25 protein-coding genes are annotated in these 19,361 nt (G+C 48.1%); all 25 read right to left on the reverse strand.

Translation table 11 applies throughout. The features are described 5' to 3' along the window. Positions 1-24: 24 nt before the first annotated feature. Positions 25-747: an N-acetylmuramoyl-L-alanine amidase gene (locus tag AAV90_RS01810; RefSeq protein WP_046495099.1), complete on the reverse strand. Its 723-nt coding sequence runs from the start codon at positions 745-747 to the stop codon at positions 25-27. A gap of 70 nt (positions 748-817) precedes the next feature. Continuing rightward, complete coding sequence (locus AAV90_RS14770; RefSeq protein ID WP_157609460.1) at positions 818-961, reverse strand: hypothetical protein; 144 nt, start codon at positions 959-961, stop codon at positions 818-820. Next, a complete protein-coding gene (locus AAV90_RS01815) occupies positions 954-1,397 on the reverse strand; it encodes a phage holin family protein (RefSeq protein WP_046495101.1) in 444 nt (147 codons plus the stop codon). Before AAV90_RS01815 ends, AAV90_RS14770 begins: the two co-directional genes overlap by 8 nt. 113 nt (positions 1,398-1,510) lie before the next feature. After that, the gene (locus tag AAV90_RS01820; RefSeq protein WP_046495102.1) at positions 1,511-3,865 is read right to left on the reverse strand and encodes a hypothetical protein; all 2,355 of its coding nucleotides are present in this window, start codon (positions 3,863-3,865) and stop codon (positions 1,511-1,513) included. A gap of 13 nt (positions 3,866-3,878) precedes the next feature. Continuing rightward, positions 3,879-4,382, reverse strand: coding sequence for a hypothetical protein (locus AAV90_RS01825; protein ID WP_046495104.1), 504 nt, complete (start codon positions 4,380-4,382; stop codon positions 3,879-3,881). Positions 4,383-4,397: 15 nt separating this feature from the next. Further along, entirely contained in the window at positions 4,398-6,410 is a 2,013-nt protein-coding gene (locus AAV90_RS01830) for a siphovirus ReqiPepy6 Gp37-like family protein (RefSeq protein ID WP_046495106.1), read from the reverse strand. Positions 6,411-6,412: 2 nt separating this feature from the next. Then, positions 6,413-7,264 carry a phage tail family protein gene (locus AAV90_RS01835; RefSeq protein ID WP_046495108.1) on the reverse strand — a complete coding sequence of 284 codons (852 nt, stop codon included), beginning with the start codon at positions 7,262-7,264 and terminating at the stop codon, positions 6,413-6,415. Between the two features lie 14 nt (positions 7,265-7,278). Next, positions 7,279-9,699: a phage tail protein gene (locus tag AAV90_RS01840; protein ID WP_046495110.1), complete on the reverse strand. Its 2,421-nt coding sequence runs from the start codon at positions 9,697-9,699 to the stop codon at positions 7,279-7,281. Positions 9,700-9,713: 14 nt separating this feature from the next. Continuing rightward, entirely contained in the window at positions 9,714-9,854 is a 141-nt protein-coding gene (locus AAV90_RS15050; RefSeq protein ID WP_198142794.1) for a hypothetical protein, read from the reverse strand. A gap of 47 nt (positions 9,855-9,901) precedes the next feature. Beyond that, entirely contained in the window at positions 9,902-10,309 is a 408-nt protein-coding gene (locus AAV90_RS01845; protein WP_046495112.1) for a hypothetical protein, read from the reverse strand. Between the two features lie 12 nt (positions 10,310-10,321). After that, on the reverse strand, positions 10,322-10,912 hold the full coding sequence (locus AAV90_RS01850; RefSeq protein WP_046495113.1) for a major tail protein: 591 nt from the start codon (positions 10,910-10,912) through the stop codon (positions 10,322-10,324). Positions 10,913-10,915: 3 nt separating this feature from the next. Next, the gene (locus AAV90_RS01855) at positions 10,916-11,257 is read right to left on the reverse strand and encodes a hypothetical protein (protein WP_046495115.1); all 342 of its coding nucleotides are present in this window, start codon (positions 11,255-11,257) and stop codon (positions 10,916-10,918) included. After that, on the reverse strand, positions 11,254-11,685 hold the full coding sequence (locus AAV90_RS01860; RefSeq protein WP_046495117.1) for an HK97 gp10 family phage protein: 432 nt from the start codon (positions 11,683-11,685) through the stop codon (positions 11,254-11,256). Before AAV90_RS01860 ends, AAV90_RS01855 begins: the two co-directional genes overlap by 4 nt. Continuing rightward, the gene (locus AAV90_RS01865; protein ID WP_046495119.1) at positions 11,678-12,010 is read right to left on the reverse strand and encodes a head-tail adaptor protein; all 333 of its coding nucleotides are present in this window, start codon (positions 12,008-12,010) and stop codon (positions 11,678-11,680) included. The genes AAV90_RS01860 and AAV90_RS01865 overlap by 8 nt, the downstream gene beginning before the upstream one ends. A gap of 3 nt (positions 12,011-12,013) precedes the next feature. Beyond that, on the reverse strand, positions 12,014-12,331 hold the full coding sequence (locus AAV90_RS01870; RefSeq protein WP_046495120.1) for a head-tail connector protein: 318 nt from the start codon (positions 12,329-12,331) through the stop codon (positions 12,014-12,016). Positions 12,332-12,350: 19 nt separating this feature from the next. After that, positions 12,351-12,728, reverse strand: a complete 378-nt coding sequence (locus AAV90_RS15655; RefSeq protein ID WP_046495122.1) for a head fiber protein — start codon at positions 12,726-12,728, stop codon at positions 12,351-12,353. Positions 12,729-12,740: 12 nt separating this feature from the next. Then, positions 12,741-13,940, reverse strand: a complete 1,200-nt coding sequence (locus tag AAV90_RS01880) for a phage major capsid protein (RefSeq protein WP_046495124.1) — start codon at positions 13,938-13,940, stop codon at positions 12,741-12,743. Positions 13,941-13,960: 20 nt separating this feature from the next. Continuing rightward, positions 13,961-14,680 (reverse strand): head maturation protease, ClpP-related, encoded by a 720-nt coding sequence (locus AAV90_RS01885; RefSeq protein ID WP_046495125.1) that lies wholly within the window; start codon positions 14,678-14,680, stop codon positions 13,961-13,963. Then, on the reverse strand, positions 14,677-15,933 hold the full coding sequence (locus AAV90_RS01890) for a phage portal protein (protein ID WP_046495127.1): 1,257 nt from the start codon (positions 15,931-15,933) through the stop codon (positions 14,677-14,679). Before AAV90_RS01890 ends, AAV90_RS01885 begins: the two co-directional genes overlap by 4 nt. An 18-nt stretch (positions 15,934-15,951) precedes the next feature. Then, on the reverse strand, positions 15,952-17,553 hold the full coding sequence (locus tag AAV90_RS01895) for a terminase large subunit (RefSeq protein WP_046495129.1): 1,602 nt from the start codon (positions 17,551-17,553) through the stop codon (positions 15,952-15,954). Positions 17,554-17,671: 118 nt separating this feature from the next. Then, positions 17,672-17,836: a hypothetical protein gene (locus AAV90_RS14775; protein WP_157609461.1), complete on the reverse strand. Its 165-nt coding sequence runs from the start codon at positions 17,834-17,836 to the stop codon at positions 17,672-17,674. A gap of 29 nt (positions 17,837-17,865) precedes the next feature. Further along, entirely contained in the window at positions 17,866-18,078 is a 213-nt protein-coding gene (locus AAV90_RS01900) for a hypothetical protein (RefSeq protein WP_046495131.1), read from the reverse strand. 153 nt (positions 18,079-18,231) lie between these two features. Then, positions 18,232-18,408 carry a DUF5049 domain-containing protein gene (locus AAV90_RS01905; protein WP_046495134.1) on the reverse strand — a complete coding sequence of 59 codons (177 nt, stop codon included), beginning with the start codon at positions 18,406-18,408 and terminating at the stop codon, positions 18,232-18,234. Continuing rightward, a complete protein-coding gene (locus AAV90_RS01910) occupies positions 18,398-18,643 on the reverse strand; it encodes a DUF4314 domain-containing protein (RefSeq protein ID WP_046495136.1) in 246 nt (81 codons plus the stop codon). Before AAV90_RS01910 ends, AAV90_RS01905 begins: the two co-directional genes overlap by 11 nt. Continuing rightward, on the reverse strand, positions 18,633-19,322 hold the full coding sequence (locus tag AAV90_RS01915) for a hypothetical protein (RefSeq protein ID WP_046495138.1): 690 nt from the start codon (positions 19,320-19,322) through the stop codon (positions 18,633-18,635). The genes AAV90_RS01910 and AAV90_RS01915 overlap by 11 nt, the downstream gene beginning before the upstream one ends. Positions 19,323-19,361: the final 39 nt, after the last annotated feature.

The following is a 19,361-nucleotide window of genomic DNA, read 5'->3' on the forward strand; positions in this document are numbered from 1 at the left end:
ACTCCGCGGGCTTGATAATAGTTATCACGAATATTTAATGAAAGCATCCTTAAATCCTGCCGCCTTAACCTTCTTGAGCATGGCGTCAGCATTTGCTTTGACAGAGTATGCACCGACTTGAACTCGGTACAGTTTCTTTGGATCGGTGGTGGTAGTCACTTCTGTTACCGATAGCAACTTTTTAACTTCGGCACGGAAAGTATCCATTGACTTCCTGTGTTTAGGAAACCAGTGCCCGGGGTCGGCATGGTTACTGGCGATACCACGCTTGTGCCCTTCGTAATGCCCAATGATCACGCCATCTGCCATTGGATCGAGCTTGTACTCTTTGCAGAGATAGGCGCATAATTCAGCTGCTTCTTTATATACAGCATTGAAGTAAGCAGCATCAGTCAAGCCATCTTCACAAATTTCAAAACTGATATGAGTATCGTTGACTGAGCCTTTTGAACCGGAGCCGCCATGCCAGCCTCGATAATTCCACGGCAAGGTCTGATATGTGGCGACTGTTCCGTTCGCCAGCTTTCCGATGAAGGCATGAACACAGACCTGCCGTCCTCCGGGCTTATCCTGATTCCAATGGTTATTGTACTGATTCTTACCAAGCAAACCGTCATCCGGGCCGACATAACGTTTCAGCCACGGATTATTTGCTCCAGTGGAATGCACCATAATTCCTTTAGGGATTATCGTTTTACCTGCTTTGTAGCAGGCGTTATTTGTAAGTATTAACTTGTGCAAATTCATTATGATCACCTCACAATTCAAGTGTTTATGTCTGTTGTAAGAGAAGTGGGATATAGATGGTAGGTAAACTTCAGATCGCAAAGTATATAGCAGTTAAGGCGGCTCCGGGGTATGTGCCATCCAGCAAGCTCGAAACATCAAACTCAAGATTACGAAAGTTGTGTTCGCCGCGTCTGCCGATAAACACTGTTGATGCTTTAGTTAAATCAATCATTTTCATCACCCGGCTTACGAGGTTCATCATCACGGCCATGCAGCTGTTTTAGAACCTCCTTGAATTTTTCGGGTATGGGAAGCCCGATATGGCTTGCATTCTCCAAAATGGAAACACCCTCATTGCTCAAGTAGAAGAAGATTACTGCAGTCCGAAGTACGCCACCATTGTCTCCAGCACTACCCAGTATCTGCGTATCAAGGATATGGGCTACACCCACCATTGCAAAAATAAGTACCTTTTTGAAGATGCCTTTTGCACCGATTTCACTGGATAGCTTTTTATCTACAATGGCACAGAGCACTCCGGTCACGTAATCTATGGCCACAAAGGCTATGAGCGCATAAAGGAATCCATCCAACCCACCGAGAAACCACCCAAGAAAAGCACCGACAGCGGCAATGGCTATCTGTATCCAATTCCATATCTCTTTCATTTGAAATACCTCCGTTTCATGAATTTTGGTGTATAATTGCTCAGCCAATTAAAATTATCTGAGCAATAAAAAGCGCTCCCGCATAATACGAGAGCGCCATAGATGAATTTTGTCTAAAGCATTAAGATTAAGTTCTGAATCTGTTGCATCACGTCCGCTCTTGGCCGTCCTGTTCCAATGGGTAGCCATGTTATGGGCGGGATATCAAAGGTCGTCGAGGAATCAAAGCTGTTGATTGTTGTAATAACAGATTCGATGGCTTTTCGAAGCTCCATGATATGGAACGGCCAGTTCTTAACCGCGGTTTTTCCGGCAATAATATCCTCACTCCAAGCTACCGGTGACAGGTTGTAATAGCTGCGTATCGTATTTACAGCGATTCGGAGCGTTTGAATATGTGTTGCCTTCACATGTGTGTCGTTCGCTGTGATCGTCTCAAATGGAGGCAGTATTACAGTAAAGCTCCGCACAACCTCCGGACTCGATGACCCGATATCGCTATCAAGGCAGCGGACGGTCACAGTATGGCTTCCTGCACTCAATGTTGTCGCTTGATACACCGTATTGACACCATTGCCCAGATAACCGCTTACGGAAAACATCTCAGGATTGTCTACGCTGTTAACCCAAGCCCCCGTATCGATTTTAACTTCCACAATCTGTGTCTGACCGTCCGGTTCAATTCCCGTAGTTATCATAAACCGTGGAGTGGTATTGTAACCGGAACTGCCGGATACCGGGCATACAATTACCGGAGCAGTCGGCGGACTGTTTTTCTTTACAGTGCCGCTTACTACATAACCAGAGACTGCATCCAGCGTATCGGTTACGCTGATGCGGTAGCGGGTATATGTTCCTGCTATCTGAGAAGCACTCGTTGTATATGTCCCAGAGGTGGCACTTGAAACGACGATTGTCAGAGCTTCGTATGCTGACCAGTTAATCCCGTCCGTTGAAGTTGATCGCTGAATGACATACTGCTTGATAGCGCTGGTTCCGGGTATCGTTCCGCTCCATGAAAGAGTAACAGTGGCAGATTCGTAGATGGCAGGAGTAGCGGTAAAAGAGGTAGGAGGTGTAGGCAGTGTATTTCTGCGGACAGTGTTGCTTGAAACAGTCCAGTCAGAGTAGAAATTTTCACCGGCTGCACCCCGAGTTTTTATCCGGAAACGGCGATAATTCCCTCGTGTTGACGGTGGGCTGACACTTAAGATGCTACTTGTTGCAGAGGTGCTTACTGTAGTCAGTGCTATCCAATCACCCCAGTTGCTGTTATCTGTTGAATCACAATACTGGATTTCATAGGATGTGATAGCATTTCCTGCACCGCCGGATGCTCCGCTCCAAGAGAGAGTAACATTTCCTTCGGATAACGTTGCGCTTACTGTGCAAACGGTCGGTGCACCACAAGCAGTGATATCGCAATAGATACTGTTACTGATCTTCTCCACCGAATAAACGTCAAATGTATCTATCGTCCAAATGCCAAATTGAGTATATGTTCCCGGAACCCTTGATACGTTTGGATTGTAACTGCCTCCGCTTGCCGCCAATTCCAGCGTGGTCAGTACATTCCATGCAGTCCATGTGCTGTTATCCGTTGATGTGCGTCTGGCAATCTGGTAGCCTTTGACCGGACTGGTGCCGCCCGACGCTCCACTCCAAGTCAGTGTAATGGTTTCATCGCTATATGCTGCAGGGGATGAAACAGCCGTCGTTGGTGCCTTCGGCGCTGTATTTCTTCTGACGGAGTTCGTTGATACTTTCCAGCCGGAATAATAACTTGCACCTGCTGTGCCACGAGTCCGTACTTGAAACCTACGGTAATTTCCTCTTGTTGATGGAGGTGATGTAGCCACGCTACCACTTGTTGCTGTGGTTGAAACTGTAGCCAGAGGCATCCATGCTCCCCATGTGAAGTTATCGGTGGATTCACTGTATTGAATCTCATAGCTGGAAATCGTGTTACTTATACCGCCGGATGCCCCGCTCCACGAAAGAGTAACCCCACCCTCTGCGAGTACGGGACTTACCGAACAAGAAGTTGGAGCACCACAGGCTGTTGTCAAGAGTGGTGAGCTTAAGACCGTATAGCTTGAGGTGTCGATGACCCCGGAAGTGAGGGTTAGTCTGCCGTCCGATACGACACGAAAGCGTACGCCTTGCTCAGTGTTTCCTGTAGTGGAAGGACAGGTCACAGAAACATATCTAAGTCTAGGTGTTGTTCCGTCCCAGTTATCTCCGTCTACCGCCTTGATGCGAACTTGAGATGAATACCCGTTTACAGTCATTGTACATAGCAGAGCATAACCATTATGAATGAAGGAGCCCGATGAACCTAAGGCAGCGGAAATGGTGAAGTTATAGGTCATCTGGTTATTGTTCGGGCGACTCTTGGTATAGGTAATAGTGTAGATAACAGTAGGAGCGGTGCCTGCTTGTAGAGTTACACCATTAATATCCGCCACGGTGATTCACCTCCTATTCATATACCGCCGAAACCAGCGAGTTTACCAAACCGCAAAGGTTGGTATTCATGCGAGTATCAGTAATGTTATTTGAAACTATCGATGTGGCTGCTGTCGGTACAAGCACGTCAGCGATTCCGAGTTCATAGATATCGCTGGTTCTTGTCAAGGCCGGAGCAACAGGTGTTGCAGCGGGTATCCCGTCGACAACAGCAATCTGAATGCTTCGGCTGATCTGACTTAATCGGACAACAATCCGATCAATACGAGGATTGCTTCCGTTTGCCGTTGTCAGCGGAATATTCAGGTCATCCGTATTCTCGTATCGGTACCCGTTAATCCATGCGCTTCCTGCTGCCACGCTCACAGCCAATCCATTTGCCGGCGTCACCTGCAAATTTGTTGCTGTCATATAAAAAACACCGTTGGAGACGAGGCTTCCGAAATATGCTGCAAAGTCCGCTGCGTTATAGACTCTATCTCCGTCAGTTGAGTTGAAAAAACCGCTTTTCTCCATACTGATTTCCTCCCGTTAAGCTCTCGCATAAGAGCAAGATATAAGGTAAAACCCCGTAGGCAGTGTGGAAGCGGCGGCGTTTGCCACCACACCGCTTGCGTTGATCGTAATCGGCATACTGGTACCGCTTCCACCGACCGTAGTCGCCACAGAACGTACAGTCGAGTAGGGGTAAAAGTTCGGGTTTGTTATTGTTAGAATCGTTTCACCGGAGGGAACTCCCGAAGCACCAACATTGATCTGCATACCGATCGAGACAACACCCTTATTCACAAATGACATATTAAAGCCCATGGTCACTCCGCTACCAAGAGAGTAAGTAAGCGAGGTGTCAGCTTCCTGAGCCATCTTTGCAGTAGTGACAGCACCATTAGCAATCCTCGTCCCCGATACCGGTGCGTTATAGACATTGTTAATACTGGCCGCAAAGGTACTTCCTCGAACCGCGGCGGCTATGTCTGTGAGTGCACCGAGTGGAAAGCTTAGCCAGTTCGCCTGACCGGACGGATTATTAAATACGAAAACGGAAATTACATAAAACGTCATGGTATTGCGGGATATAAAGAAACCCATCGCTCGCTGATAGCCGTTACCTGTGTTGTCCCCACTGTGCTTAATCAGAAAAACATGCCCATCATCACTGGGTTGGTCACTGAACTTGTTACCGCTCCAAGAGGTAAAGTAAAAGGCATCTCCCGGTACCATATTATGCAGGGCATATTGACCGACCGATATGGTGCCTGCGCCTACGATTATTTCAAGTTTAGGGATCTTTCCAAACAGGTTGTTAATGGTATCCGCAAAATCATCACCTTTGATTTGAGGGTTTACAACCATCAAGTCGCCCAAGGTTTCCTCTACAGTACTAAGTGTTCCTTCTACTTCACCTAAGGTTCCCTCCACATCACTCAGCGTTCCTTCCACGACTCCCAGGGCTTCCGTCACTTCGGATATGCCGGTTGGGGCTGATAGTGCTGTTTTAACCTCGCTCATGTCGGAGCGGATTTTCTGAGCTATTGTGAGCTCAGACTTACCGAACACTACACTAATGCTCTGACCGTCCGCATCATAGTTTTCTTCGATCTCAGTGATTCGCGTAGTCATGGAAACACCCCATTCTTTGGAGATGACTTTGACTGTCTGCCCAAGATCGAAGTCTATTTTGTATGTCAAATTGCCGTGAGGGTTGACCGATGTGTCGAACGAATATCGTATTGCCTGCTCATTTAGCTTGCTCTGACCTCTAAAAGTCAAAGTATCGATGTAATCTGTTCCGAAATCCTCAGCTCTTAGGTCTTTAGCATCGACGAAGATTTCACGGCGTGTCTCTCCGGAGCCGCTTGTGATGGCAACAAATGTACGGTCTGCGCCTTCACCTTCACCGCCAATGAGTGCGGTATTGGCATAATCCGCTGCACTCTCTGTGTATATCTGTTCAGTCAGATTTTCGTACTCCTTGGAGAACACCGCCTGTGAATTGCCCCCGTTATACAGAGTCACCGTAAAGATACCTGTAGCCGGAGTGAACACAGTCTTAATGCCAATATCTGAAGTGGTACAAAGTTCCGTCACCGCATCCATCAGATTTCGGTATGATATCTGGGTACTAACGGGTACACCTAAGTTTGGAGACGAGAAGGCTATTCCGTTAATCTTCCGTGCTGCATCGGTAGGGCTGATGAGATTATTATTTATAAGCTGCAGAACACAGGCAGAAAGATCACCGGATAACTTCTCAGTTTGCCATAAAATGCGGCGGGAGAGAAAGGATGTTGCAAAGCGACCACTCGCCGTGATAAATTCCTGCTCCGTCTGAGAAAGTTTTAAATGTTCAATAATACCGGCCTCTTCGTCATCGTTCTTCCAAATGATATTTCCTTCTTTTAAGAGTGCAGTGTTCTCCGGTGTTGCTATGGCCTTTAACTCAAATGAACCACACTGGGAGTAACGCCGAGTCCAACGCAGGTATTCGAAAGATTCAACAATACCCATAAGCTCCCGGTTTGAATTGTAAATATATAGCTGCATACTCACACCCCCAAAAATTGTGGTCGATAATAAATGCTTACTTCCAGCAGTTCCATATTGACTGAAGCATCGTAGCGCAAAGTGTTAATGCCTGCTGCAAGCTGGAAAAATACCGAGTCGGTGTCCAGTAAGGAAAAAGCATTCGTTACCACAGAGCCGTTAACGCTAACCACCCGTTTACCGGCAAAATGGGTATATACACGAAGTTCATCCCCGGCATTCATCGTTGTAAGAAGTCGGATGTATTCACCGGTATCAATGTTTAGTAGTTCCGGATTGGTCACCGTCCCCAGCGCTTGGAACACAATCTCACAGCCGCAGGAAACATCGCCGATGTTGTCTACCGTGATGATCTGACTGGGTTGGCGCATTCCAAACTCCATGCCGCTTTCCGGTATCTCCAGTTCAAATTCAAACAGCGGTATCCAAGAGGCCAGCTCCTCACGCACTTCATCCAGCGTCTCGAAAAAGGGAGACGGGCAAAGGAGGCTGACGAAAAAGTTGGGTATCCTCTGCCTGGTGGAAACGGTAAAACCCGCTTCTTCTACAACGCAGGCAATTTGCCTATTACGGTAGATGAGCGTTCCATTCAGTTTAGGGCTAAATATCTGAATGAAGCGTTGCCTCCAAGCATAGGCCTCGTCAGGTGTGTTTGCTAAGACCTTGCCCTCCAATATGATGTTGCGCATATCAAGTGTGGAGGATATATAAAAAGCACCGTCCTGATCCGGTGCCTTGAAGGTGTTAACGGTCTGACGTATGTTGCCTGTTCCATCTATCTTGGTTAGAAAATACGGGCGGCTTTGTTTGAGCGTGATGCTCCGGCCATCCGCGTTAATATAAGTAAGTTGCACTGTCAGACCCCCTTTTAATACTCAAGTGCCAGCTTGCGGGAGAGGTTTTTGAACTCCCGAGCCAGTTCTTTTTCGGATAGAGCTTTTGGCGTAACCACAGAGAGATTTTGAGTAATGTTTGTACTGGCGGCACTGCCTTGTCTCGACAAACCTCTGTAATTCAAATCAAAGTTTGTGGGTATCGCATTTTGCATATCTCTTGAAACTGCTGCCATTGCATCTTCAAAACCCACACCGATGCCTTCACCCATGTTTTGGCCAATTCCGGCAAACAGAGTTGAGGGAGAGTTGATGCCGAAAAAGTTCTTAATCTTTGATACCACATTACTAAAGAAACCCGATATCTTATTCCATAGCCATGCACCTGCGTCTGAAATACCATTCCACAAACCTTTAATAAGATTACCGCCCACTTGAGCCATTTGACCGATATAACCAGTAAAGGCTCTTATCAGACCAGAGATGATCTGCGGAACTGCCTTAACAACCTCCACGATTATCCTTGGCAGGTTTGCAATCAAGGCCACAAGCAGCTGAACACCGGCTAAAATGATTTTGTCGATGTTACCAATAATGGCATTCACCAGCGATGTTATGATCTTCGGAATCGCGGCTACAACAGTAGTAATAATCTGAGGAAGTGCCTGAATTAGCGATATCAAAAGCCGGATGCCTGCATCAATAATCAAGGGAATCGACCCAATGACTGCACTGATAATGCTGTCAATGATCTGCGGAATTGCTTCCACAACTGCCGTAATAATGGCAGGCAATGCTGTCACCAGTGAGGTCAGTAATTGAATACCCGCATCGATAATCTCTGGAATGGATTCAATAAGAAAATCCACCACGGCTTTGATGATGGCAGGCAGGGCAGAAACAAGCTGAGGTATTGCATCAACCAATCCCTGTGCTAATCCTATAATCAACTGCAAAGCCGCATCCAGCAGCATTGGCAGATTCTCAATCAACCCTTGGACAATCTTCGTGACAGCCGAAACCGCTGCGGGTATGAGCTGCGGTAAAGCTATGCCAATACCCTCCACAAGCGCTGTGACCAGTTCTATTGCGGCATTTATTAGTAATGGAAGATTATCAATCAATGCCCCGACAATCGTCATTAGAGCACTAACTGCCGCCGGTATAAGTTCAGGCAAGAGGTTCAAAATGGTTTCCAATACCTGTGTGAATATGCTTGTGACAGTTTCAAGTAACAAGGGAAGCAAGTCAGCTACTGCTTCTAAAATTGCGCCTGTTGCTGTTGGTAATGCCGCTACGATATTCTCTAAGACCGGTACGATATTAGTGACAACCGATTGGAAAGCATCTACAAGATTCTCCGTGAGGTTTGTCATGTCAGCATTAGCATTGCCAAGTCCGGCTGTGAAAGAGCCAAGCGCTGCTTGTAGCAATCCAATGGAACCGGTAATTGTCTGAGTTGACTCCCTCGCAAAGTTTCCGGCATATTGCTCAGTGTTCTCAAAAAACATTTGCATTGCGACTTCGGCTTTTTCAGCTTGTGTAGCGGTGTTCCAAGTGAAATCCAACCCCTTTGCAAGGGCATAAGCTTGAATGTTTGTCGCGTTCATGGCAACACCGAGGTTATCCATCATGGTGAAGTTGCCTTTTGCCGCACCCGTGACTGCTTCCATAGCAGTGGACATATCTATACCCATAACGGATGCCATATCAGCAGCACGTTGCATGGCTTTTTCTGTTAGCTCGAGGCTTTTTCGCTGTTCGATGCCGGAGCCTTGGAACAGTGCCCCCATTTTATTGGCAGTCGCAAGATACTCGCTTTGAGATACACCAAGGTTTTTATAGGCTTCTTCACCGGTTTTTTGAATCGATGCCGCGTAAGCACCGAACACAGCCTCAGAGCCACCAAGGTTCTGTTCAAGCTCACCAAATTGCTGTACAACCTCTTTGCCCAATTTGATAGCGGCAACCCCGGCAGCAACGGCAACAGCACCCATCGCAACACCAATGCCTTTAAGCACACCGCCAAGTTTCTCAAACCTACCACCGGCATCTTCTGCACTTTTGCCGGAATCGTCTAATTCATCACCGAGTTTATCAGCTTCGATTGTGGACTGTTCAAGTTCCCGCTCCATCTCGTTGAGTTCAGCTTGAGCCTTGTTTAACTGAATCTGCCAATTCTGAGTACGGCGGTCATTTTCACCAAATGAGGAGGAGGCATTGTCAAGAGCAGCCTTAAGGGTAGAAATTTTATCCTTCTGAGCGTCAATTTCTTTATTTAGAACCGCATTCCGAGCAGTGACCGACTGTATGGATTTATCGTTCTTATCGAACTGACTGGTCACAAGGGTCATTTCACTGCCCAGTACTTTAAAGGACTGATTGATATCTCGCAGGGCGTTCTTGAACTCGCGCTCGCCCTCAATGCCTATTTTTAGGCCAAAATTGTCTGCCATGCCTTCACCTCCTCCTAAATACCTGGCGGGATAATATCGTCGATGGTCCGGATTTTCTTCGGCTTTTCAATGCCGTGCCATTGCTTGTGGCAAGCCCATAAATCAAAAAACAGTCCGATAGGCATAAGCCAGAATTCCTCTGCGTCCATGCCCATCTGAACTGTTCCATAATAAAGAAGCCGGGTAAAGACTTCTGCGTCCGTTACCCGACTTCCGCGTTTTTTGGGGTTTCTTCCTCGCTCTCCACATCGCGCTTTGTGCCTTTAAACATCGCCTCAGTAATAGCGTTTTTATATGCCGCCAAGTCAAGCGGTGAAGTGAGAAGTTCAACTTCTTCCTCGGTGAGAAGTTCCTCCGGTGCGTTCTTATTCTTAAGGTTTCGAATCAAAATTGACTGATTTGCAAGCAGCGTGATTAACCAAACAATCTCATCCAGAGCCATCTCGAAGTTCTCGGATTTCATCAGTTTTTCCCCGAGGTTTTCAAGGCCACCGTAACGACCGGCAATCGCTTTTGTCGCACGTGTGGTCAGAACCAGTTCATACTCCTTGCCGCCGATATTGATTGCGGCGCTTCTTTCGGCGGCATTTGCAAAAATGACGTTATCCATAGCTCAGTCCTCCTAAGGTTCCGGTGTGTAGACCGGCTCATAAACTTCCGTGAACCAACCGGTTATAGTGGCGGAAGATACACCCGGATCGCCTTCGGTGACCTCCGCTTTCCATGGGTGCTTTCCCATACCGTCCAGTTTGTTCCTGCGCATGACTGTTCCTTCGATAGTCGGCGTAGAGAAGGTGATGGAATCCGCCTTTGTCTGCAGGTTAGTTGCAGGCAGACCGAACTTCACGCGATAGAGCCAGAAATACCGGTATGTGCCATTGGCCTTTTGAGCTCTGAAGCCGACTGCAACGGGTGAGCCTACATTCTCGCTGGCGGAGATCAGCACACCGTTGTCATCGGTAGATGCTCCGGTGAGATCCGCTGCGACAGTCGGGCCGATGTCATCTACACCGAGGGTAAGAGTCCCGCTGTTAAAGTCTTTCACAACTTCTGCGGCACCGTCATCCGCATATAATATTGCCTCCACCAATTCCACCGAAAGCTCGGCAGAAATAGCCTTGGCGAGTACGGCAGGCGTTCCGTATGTTTCTTCTCCGTTGGAATCTTCGGTTATTTTTGAATAGTATAGCCTGTCAAGACCGATAGTTGCCATGTGTTATTCCTCCAATCCATAATTTTTCGCCACATCGATGACGTAGTGGTGATAGCCGGTATCGTCCTCATGTCCGATATACCGTCGTTCGGTTATAGTGAAATCTGCGTTCACCAGAGCCGTGGTGATCTGTCTTTTCCGCTGCTGGTAATTTCCTTTTGAAAAAATCGATATCCGCACTTCCTGTACGTCAAAGCCGGGGCGGTTATCTGCATAGACTTCAAATATGTCCGTGAGAGGGATAAAAACCAGATACTCGTCAGGGGGCACACCGCTGAACACACCGGTCTCAATAGGAATATGAAGCGGTTCCAGAACGTCGTTCAAATCCGAAAGTATGCTCATATCTTATTTACCTCCTCGTCCAGCTTTGCCTTCATTGCTTCGATACAGGGTTGCCTGCCGGTGCTTTTTGCTGGCTTTAAGAACGGTTTCGCCGGTTGACCCGATCTCCCGTACTCGATGATATTGGCTATTTTAGCATTGCTGTCTCCATCACGGCGCGGTTCGGAAAAGCCTATCTTAATGTTGTGGTTGCCATCTCTGTCCTGCAGGACGGGTGAAAGTCCCAATGATGCTGCAAGCTGGCCGGTGGAACGCGACGGATACTTAGTGTCACGTCCGACCGCTGAATCCAGATTGGATTTTATTTTGTCAAGTACGATCTCACCGCCAGCCTTAAGTACACGTGGGATTATTTCATCGGTTTTTTCATTCAACCGTGAAACCCTCAGGAGAAAGTCCTCCGGCATCTTTATGGTTACTTTAGCCACTGGGCTTTACCTCCTTTGCGAGTACTTCAATGTACATTCCTCGGCCTTTGACATCTTCTACCGAGGTAATCTCAAACCGACCGTCTTCACATACAATCAGCATTGCAGTCGTAACGGTGACACCAGGAATACAGCGGAAACGGAAAAGGTCAGTGGCTTCGGAAAATGCGGCTCTGTTCGCCCATATTTCAGTGCCGTGCCGACCTTCGCGATATGCTTTGACAGAAGCAACAATATTGTCAATCTCAGTGCTGAATCCTTCTGAATCCTTTACAGTTACTTTCTCAATAATATCTATAAAGGCGTTCATCTTTCCAAAGCTCATAATCTACACCTTCCAATTCCGGTCGAGTCGGAGCAGCAGGTTCACCGTGTTCCAAACCTGTTGGCCTGCCTGCACGCTATCTGCAAAGAAGCCAGCTGTCGAGCCATCTCTGCTCTCGTAGAAATGGCTCGACAGCATGATCACTGCCTGTTCCGTGGTGGGCGGCATAATATTTTCAGTGTAGTAGCCCTCAGCAACATGCTGGTAACTTTCCGCATAAGAGATGGCAGCCTTGATGTAATGCAGCAGAAGTCCATCGTCAGCATCATGTGCCAGAATCAAGTTTTCTTTTACTTTTGGGAGAAGATTATCTGTTGTCATGCCGTCCGCCTCCTCTCGATCATTCTTCGTCTGCCGTCATAAGACCCGCAGCTTTCAGTTTTGCAAGCAGAGCATTGAAATCCGTGACAAGTGCGGCTGTGTCCTCAGCTGTACTGTCTGCTTGATTTGCAGCCATTTTCACCAATCCGGCGGCCGATTCCGTAGCAGTGGCAGGATATGCCGGGGCATACAGCTTACCATTTTCACCGATTTTTACTTCGACGGTATCACCCTCACCGGCGGGGGCTGCTTTTACTCCGCCGAGAGCCGTTTCAGAAGCGGGCGCGGCGGTGGAGGTAAGCCCCGTTACCGAGGCTCCCTCCTTAATTTCAAGCGTTCCGCCGATAACGGTTTTTTCACCGCCCTGTTCGGTGTAGTTCTTTGTGTTGTAACTCATGTCGCACCTCCATTACGCTTTCTGCTGAAGAACTTTGATAGCCTCCGGCAGAATCAGTTTGCCGTCTACACGCTGGGTAGCCATAAAACCTACCTGACCTGTGGTAGCGAACAGCTCGTTCAAGCGCTTGAAGGAGCGTCCCTGTCTATCAGCAATCCAATAGTAGCCGAAATCTCCAAATGCAATGGTCTTAGCGCCCGCTTCAATTGCCGGTACATATGACGAGGTGTAGACGGGGCGGTTCAGGATGGTGTCGGGGGTGCCTGCGGTCAACGAAGGCTGCCACAGGTATTGACCCTGACCGTCCTTTAGTTTGCGAATTGCCTTAACCGTGGAGTCGTTCATCACGAATACAGCCTTCTTACGGTAAGGAGATTTCAAGGAATAGAAGAGGTCGAGAACCTCATCCACAGTAATTGCGGTTGCACTTGCTGCCGTAACTCCAAGCTGTGCGCCTCCCACCGCAGCGAAAATACCCGTGGGTTTACCCGAGCCGTCGCCCACAAAGAAGGCTTCCTCTTCCTTAGATCCGATACGGCGGGCAAATTCGGTGCTGATATAGCTCTGCAGGTCGAAGACCGAGTCGTTGAGCAGCTCATCGGACACCTTGATGAAGGTACCGAGTTTGTATGCTCCGATAGATGTCTGACCGAAAACCTCATCGCTTTCGGGATAGAGTTCTTCTTCGTCGAGCCAAGAAGCGGAACCGTGTGTGGTCACCACCGGTATTTTGCGGTCACCGCTGGATGTCTGAATGATCTTCGCCAGCTTACGGAAGATATTTTCTTCTTCCAAAGCTTGTACGAGTGTGCGTTCAAATTCATCCGGTACAAGATAACCGCCTTCACTGTCGCTTCCTATCTGCAGAGCGTTCACTACGTCGTAATGCGGATTTTTAGAACGCATTACATTCCAGAATGCCTTCTTATACTCATCTGAGGCTCTGCCTGTTTTTGCGTCTGCACCGGGTACAGCAGGTTTGGTTGTGAGAGGTGTGTTGAGCGGCTTTGAAAGCTCGCGGTCAATGGCTTCTTGTTTTTCGAGCCGTTCAATTTCCTTGCCGAGTGCCACAACATCGGCTTCCATTTTGTCGTAGGTAGCGGTATCCTCGGCCGATACCATACCGTCCGCGCCCCGCTTGGCATCAAGAAAAGCCTTAGCGGCTTCCCACGCTTTTGCGCGCTTTTCGCGCAGTTCAAGAATTTTACTCATGTGTTATTCCTCCTCAAAATTTAGTGTTGAAGTAAAGAAAGCCGCTTCTCAAGCCATTCCGCAGGAGTGGCTTTGGAGGCGGTCGGGGTGTTTGTTTTCTGTCTCGGCAATTTGGGTTTAACTTTGTCCAGCAAGGAGTTTGTAACAGCCCGGCGGCTGAAAGCATATGTGACATTTTCTGCTTGCACCCGCTTTTTCTCATCCTCCAGAATACCGTCTGCAAAGCCGAGTTCTATTGCTTTGTTGGCATTTAGCCATGTTTCGGCATCCATGAGGTGGGAGAGCTTAGCGCGGGACTGCCCGGTCTTGATTTCATAGGCATTGATGATGCTTTCCTTGACTTCCGAGAGCATGGCAATAGCTTTCTGCATTTCCTCGCTGTCGCCGATAGCAATTGTCAGCGGGTTATGCACCATCATGAGAGCGGTAGGAGCCATCAACACCTCAGTTCCCGCCATCGCCACGACACTCGCCGCTGATGCGGCAATGCCGTCGATCTTGACTGTGACCTTGCCTTTATAGTCCATGAGCATTGCATAAATCTGACTTGCAGCGACACAGTCACCTCCGGGAGAGTTGAGCCAAATAACAATATCACCCTCACCGGCATCCAAATCAGCTTTGAAAGCCTTAGGGGTGATATCATCATCAAACCAGGACTCTTCTGCAATCACGCCGTCGAGGTATAGCGTTCGGGTGCCTGACTCTTCATCCCGCACCCAGTTCCAAAATTTCTTCATTCGGTTTCCTCCAATCTTGTAGAATTTGCGAACGCGCCAGCGTCCTGTAATTTTGTCATCGCGCCGTTGATGAGGTAAAGATCGCCCCCAAGTTCCGCCGGAATGCGGTTTAGGTTTTCAAGCTCACGGATATCGTTTGCGCTCATCCATCCGTTCTGCCTTGCAGTTGCGTATCCATTCATGCGGGACACATAGTCGCCTCGAAGCAAGCCGTCCACATTAAACTTAATGAAAACAGTCGGCTTTTCGCTTTCCGTAAGCAATGCACGGCACATGGATTGCTCCCAGCGCACTACCCACGGGTCGAGCGTGTACTTTACAAACTCAAGCGACTGCTGCTCGATGTTGCTGAAGGAGGATTTCTCCAAATCGGCAAGCATGTGGGGCGGTACTCTGAAAATACGGGCGATTTCGTTTATCTGAAATTTCCGCGTTTCCAAAAACTGCGCCTGCTCGGGGGAGATGCCTATAGGCTGATACTTCATGCCTTCCTCGAGAACGGCCACACGGTGCGCATTTTGCGAGCCTTGGTAGGCGGCATTCCAGCTATCCTTGACCTTTTGCGGGTCCTTTATGGTGCCGGGGTGTTCAAGCACACCGCCCGGTGCGGCTCCGTTTGCGAAAAACTTCGCGCCGTATTCTTCGGTCGCGATGGCAAGTCCCACTGCATTTTTCGCCATAGCTATCGGTGAGTAGCCAATAAGTCCGTCAAAGCCCAGTCCCGGAATATGCAGAACTTCGGACGGCGTGAGATAGACCTGGCTGTCATCGCCAAGAGTAGGAGTATCTTCACTTGTGCGGGTGTAAAGGTAAAACAAGCGACCTTTGCTGTCGCGGTCGACTGTCATTTTGTTCGGCATAAGGGGATAGAGGGCGAGAACCTCACCACGGGCATTTCGGATAATCTGTGCGTAAGCATTGCCCCATAACAAAAGATGACTCATCAGCGTTTCCCGGAACGCAAATGAAGTCATCTCAGGGTTCGGCTCATCATGGAGCAGTTTATATAAAGGGTGCTTCAAATATTTCTCTTTGCCGCCCGAATCATTATATCTGTACACATGAAGCGGCAGCCCCGCCAATGTTTCAGACAGTATCCTCACGCAAGAATAGACGGCTGTCATCTGCATTGCTGTATGCTCGTTAACCGGCTTTCCAGCACTTGTGTTTCCGAAAAAGAAGCTGTAGCGGCTGCCGCCAAGTGCGTTTTTAGGTTTGTCACGTGCCCTGAATATTCCTTGTAAGATTCCCATAGTCATCACTCTCCTTTGCTAAAAAATAAGCAGACCGCGTTTATCATAAACACTCTCGCCATTGTCGTTTCCGCAACGAATCGCACGGTCGAGTGCCATAATCGTTGCCACAGCGCCATCGATTTTTTCAGTCGACTTTTCTTTATCTGCCTTAATATTGCCCGCTGGGTCGGTGCGGATGAAGATATTGTCCATCATCCACCGAAGAACAGGATGTCCGCCATGAGCAATCTTCTGTTCCAGCGTCAGTTTCATCAATTCTTTTGTGGGCGGAGACATATCCTTAAAGCCCTGACCGAAGGGCACAACTGTAAAACCAAGGCCCTCGAGATTCTGCACCATCTGCACAGCACCCCAGCGGTCAAAGGCAATTTCACGGATGTTATATTTTGTACCGAGTTCCTCGATAAAGGCTTCGATGAATCCATAATGCACAACATTGCCTTCAGTAGTTTTGAGGAAACCCTGCTTCTGCCATAAATCATAATTTACATGATCACGTCGAACACGTAAATCAATGTTGTCCTCCGGCATCCAGAAAAACGGCAAAACAGTGTATTTATCATCCTCATCCACCGGTGGAAAGACCAGCACGAAGGCTGTGATATCAGTGGAAGAGGAGAGGTCAAGCCCACCATAGCAGACGCGGCCTTCGAGCGATTCGGGATCTACCTTAAACGCACACTTATCCCATTTATCCATTGGCATCCAGCGTACAGACTGTTTTACCCACTGGTTCAGCCGGAGTTGCCGGAAGCTGTTCTCCTCGGCCGGATTTTGCTTTGCACTCTCACAAGCCGCCTTTACCTTGTCGATCCCTATTGTGATACCAAGGGAAGGGTTTGCTTTTTTCCATACCTTTGGATCCGTCCAGTCATCCGTTTCCGCAGCCCCAAAGATGACAGGATAAAATGTTGGATCCGTCTTGCGTCCCGAAAGTATATCCAGTGCTTTTTGATGCACTTCATAACAGATGGAGTTCGTGTTGTCTCCGGCAGTGGTAATCAAAAAATATAGTGGCTGCATTCGGGCATCTCCGCTGCCTTTGGTCATAACGTCAAAGAGCTTTCTATTAGGCTGCGTATGCAATTCATCGAAAATAACACCGTGGGTATTGAATCCATGCTTATTCGCCACGTCCGCGGAGAGCACCTGATAAGTACTCTCCGTGGGCATATATACAAGGGTCTTGGTCGATTCAGTAATCTTAACCCGCTTTGTTAATGCTGGTGATTTGCGCACCATTGCCACAGCAACCTCAAACACGATCTTTGCTTGGTTCTTATCCGAAGCACAGCTATATACCTTAGCGCGCTGTTCGCCATCGCCACAAGTCAATAAAAGCGCAACTGCTGCAGCAAGCTCTGACTTTCCATTCTTTTTTGGTATTTCGATATATGCTGTATTAAACTGACGGTATCCGTTTGGCTTTAGAACACCAAATACATCTCGAATGATCTGTTCCTGCCAATCTATAAGTTCAAAAGGCCGACCGTCCCATATGCCGCTGGTATGACGCAAAGCTTGAATGAAAGCGACAGCATAGTCGGCGGCTTCCTTGCAGTATACGGAATCCTTCGCCATAAAACGAGTTGGTGTGTATTTCTTGAGTTTTCGTATATCAGCCGCCTCCTTTCAAAATGGCATAAAAAATGACCTGCCACAGGCAAGCCTTCTAAAACTGTCTGTACGAGAGACAGCCCCTTTCGGGGTGTTCTCGGCTGTTTTCGATTTTAGGTTAGGGTTTTTCCGTTAGTTCGCCGTCCACTAGAATGTAGCGGTGTTCGCAACCCTGCGCGTCCTTGGCGATAATCCGCAACTCTCCGTTTTCAAAAGCGTTGTAAGCCTTCACGAAAGTGTATCCGTCGCCAAGCTGCTCGCTGATGAGTTTTCGGTAGTCCATGTTTTTTCTCCTTTCTTTTGAGGTTCGGCTTAGTCGAGGTTCACAAGACCGTTTTTGTGCCGCCAGACCTCGGCGGGATTCTCATCGACCGGCTCGCACATGGTTGCGCTTACGAGCCACTTGGTGCCGTCGTTCCAAAGCGGGCGGAGTATCGGGTCGCCCGTGACTCCATGGAAGCCGACGATCTTGGCGAGGATGCCGAGGTTGCGAACCGTCTGGTTCAGGTGAAGTTGGTTTGTCATGTTATTGCCCTCCGTTTAGTGTGTTTCCCCTTTCGGTAGTGACATATTAACTCTAAAAACACACTATATCCAGTCAATTATGCGATAAATACGGTCATAAACTACACGAATTTTTAGGCTGTTATTGCTGTAGAAACTGTGTAGTTTACAGCGTTATTCCTCACCCGTGAGGATAAAGCGGACGTATTTGTCCTTGTTTTCCTCAAGAAAAGTAACCAGTTCAAGGAAGTCCATTTCGTGGGCAATGTGCTGAACGGTGCGGGTATCGAACATATTGGTTAGTCCGGTATCTCGGACGGCGAGAATTTGTTCTTTAACTTTACTGTCCATCGCGTGTTTCCTCCAGCTTCCTGCAGAAATCCTCGCCATATACGACATGAAGCGAGCTGCCGTTATCCCACGAAACCATTATGGAGCCAATGTCATCCACGCCAGTGACAGTACCTTTAGTGCCAATAGGAGGAGCTTGTATGTCATCCATTTTTAACAGTTCCACACGGCACCCGACGGGATATTGAGCCCGGATACGTTCGACGGTTTCTCTTGAAGGAAATCTATTTCTCATCACATGCACTACCTTTCGGAGATTTGAATGCGCTGCTGCCGGAGAGGTTTTTCAGTAGGATTTTTCTGCTAACCTTGTATTCGTCACCAATAAAGCCGAGAGAGAGGAGCCAGCACCGCATTGCGTATTTGGGATTATCAACCTCACGCTTCTTGGTACTGACTCGCTGCTTTTCCTTTGCCGTTTCACAGAGCTTTGAAATGAGTGTGGTATAAGCGTGAACCGAATCGCTGTCTAAGCATCCTTTGAACCACGGGAATCGAAGTGTGTTTTCTGTCTGCTGAATGGGCAAATCTTCAGCACCTAATGCTGCCTTGAGAAGCGATTCCTTTGCAGCGACCAGTTTAACAAGGTTATCAAGTTTTTCAGGAGTGAAGTCTGTCAGCGGCATCTCAATAACAAGCTCGTCAACATCATTAGTGTCACTGCTGACCTTTTCTGCTTCAAAGCCCAATTCATGCAGTCGCTCGATGAGCTTTTCGATTTCCTCGCTGTCAGCACGACTATCAAAGGCAACGGTACCGATTTTATCAACAGTGAAATAACCAATCTCGTAAGCGAAACTCGGTGCACCCAAGTATTTAGGCTCAGCTTCCAAAATGTCGCCCATTGCCCGAACGAGACGCTTGCGCTCGTCGCCGGTAACGTTATACCGGACTTCAAATGTGTTATGTTCCATTGCATTTACCACCTTTCTGCGTTCTACGCAGGTCATATA

Origin of the sequence: Syntrophomonas zehnderi OL-4, from assembly GCF_000983115.1 — a bacterium.
Lineage (GTDB): Bacteria > Bacillota > Syntrophomonadia > Syntrophomonadales > Syntrophomonadaceae > Syntrophomonas_B > Syntrophomonas_B zehnderi.

Excerpts from the sequence above, each read along its gene's own strand:
- AAV90_RS01840 (WP_046495110.1), bottom strand. The coding sequence starts at position 9,699 with ATGGCAGACAATTTTGGCCTAAAAATAGGCATTGAGGGCGAGCGCGAG.
- AAV90_RS14775 (WP_157609461.1), bottom strand. The coding sequence starts at position 17,836 with ATGGACTACCGAAAACTCATCAGCGAGCAGCTTGGCGACGGATACACT.
- AAV90_RS01910 (WP_046495136.1), bottom strand. The coding sequence starts at position 18,643 with ATGAGAAATAGATTTCCTTCAAGAGAAACCGTCGAACGTATCCGGGCT.
- AAV90_RS01850 (WP_046495113.1), bottom strand. The coding sequence starts at position 10,912 with ATGGCAACTATCGGTCTTGACAGGCTATACTATTCAAAAATAACCGAA.
- AAV90_RS01830 (WP_046495106.1), bottom strand. The coding sequence starts at position 6,410 with ATGCAGCTATATATTTACAATTCAAACCGGGAGCTTATGGGTATTGTT.
- AAV90_RS01915 (WP_046495138.1), bottom strand. The coding sequence starts at position 19,322 with ATGGAACATAACACATTTGAAGTCCGGTATAACGTTACCGGCGACGAG.
- AAV90_RS15655 (WP_046495122.1), bottom strand. The coding sequence starts at position 12,728 with ATGAGTTACAACACAAAGAACTACACCGAACAGGGCGGTGAAAAAACC.
- AAV90_RS01880 (WP_046495124.1), bottom strand. The coding sequence starts at position 13,940 with ATGAGTAAAATTCTTGAACTGCGCGAAAAGCGCGCAAAAGCGTGGGAA.
- AAV90_RS01845 (WP_046495112.1), bottom strand. The coding sequence starts at position 10,309 with ATGGATAACGTCATTTTTGCAAATGCCGCCGAAAGAAGCGCCGCAATC.
- AAV90_RS14770 (WP_157609460.1), bottom strand. The coding sequence starts at position 961 with ATGATTGATTTAACTAAAGCATCAACAGTGTTTATCGGCAGACGCGGC.
- AAV90_RS01885 (WP_046495125.1), bottom strand. The coding sequence starts at position 14,680 with ATGAAGAAATTTTGGAACTGGGTGCGGGATGAAGAGTCAGGCACCCGA.
- AAV90_RS01825 (WP_046495104.1), bottom strand. The coding sequence starts at position 4,382 with ATGGAGAAAAGCGGTTTTTTCAACTCAACTGACGGAGATAGAGTCTAT.
- AAV90_RS01855 (WP_046495115.1), bottom strand. The coding sequence starts at position 11,257 with ATGAGCATACTTTCGGATTTGAACGACGTTCTGGAACCGCTTCATATT.
- AAV90_RS01905 (WP_046495134.1), bottom strand. The coding sequence starts at position 18,408 with ATGGACAGTAAAGTTAAAGAACAAATTCTCGCCGTCCGAGATACCGGA.
- AAV90_RS01890 (WP_046495127.1), bottom strand. The coding sequence starts at position 15,933 with ATGGGAATCTTACAAGGAATATTCAGGGCACGTGACAAACCTAAAAAC.
- AAV90_RS15050 (WP_198142794.1), bottom strand. The coding sequence starts at position 9,854 with ATGGGCATGGACGCAGAGGAATTCTGGCTTATGCCTATCGGACTGTTT.
- AAV90_RS01865 (WP_046495119.1), bottom strand. The coding sequence starts at position 12,010 with ATGAGCTTTGGAAAGATGAACGCCTTTATAGATATTATTGAGAAAGTA.
- AAV90_RS01810 (WP_046495099.1), bottom strand. The coding sequence starts at position 747 with ATGAATTTGCACAAGTTAATACTTACAAATAACGCCTGCTACAAAGCA.
- AAV90_RS01870 (WP_046495120.1), bottom strand. The coding sequence starts at position 12,331 with ATGACAACAGATAATCTTCTCCCAAAAGTAAAAGAAAACTTGATTCTG.
- AAV90_RS01900 (WP_046495131.1), bottom strand. The coding sequence starts at position 18,078 with ATGACAAACCAACTTCACCTGAACCAGACGGTTCGCAACCTCGGCATC.
- AAV90_RS01815 (WP_046495101.1), bottom strand. The coding sequence starts at position 1,397 with ATGAAAGAGATATGGAATTGGATACAGATAGCCATTGCCGCTGTCGGT.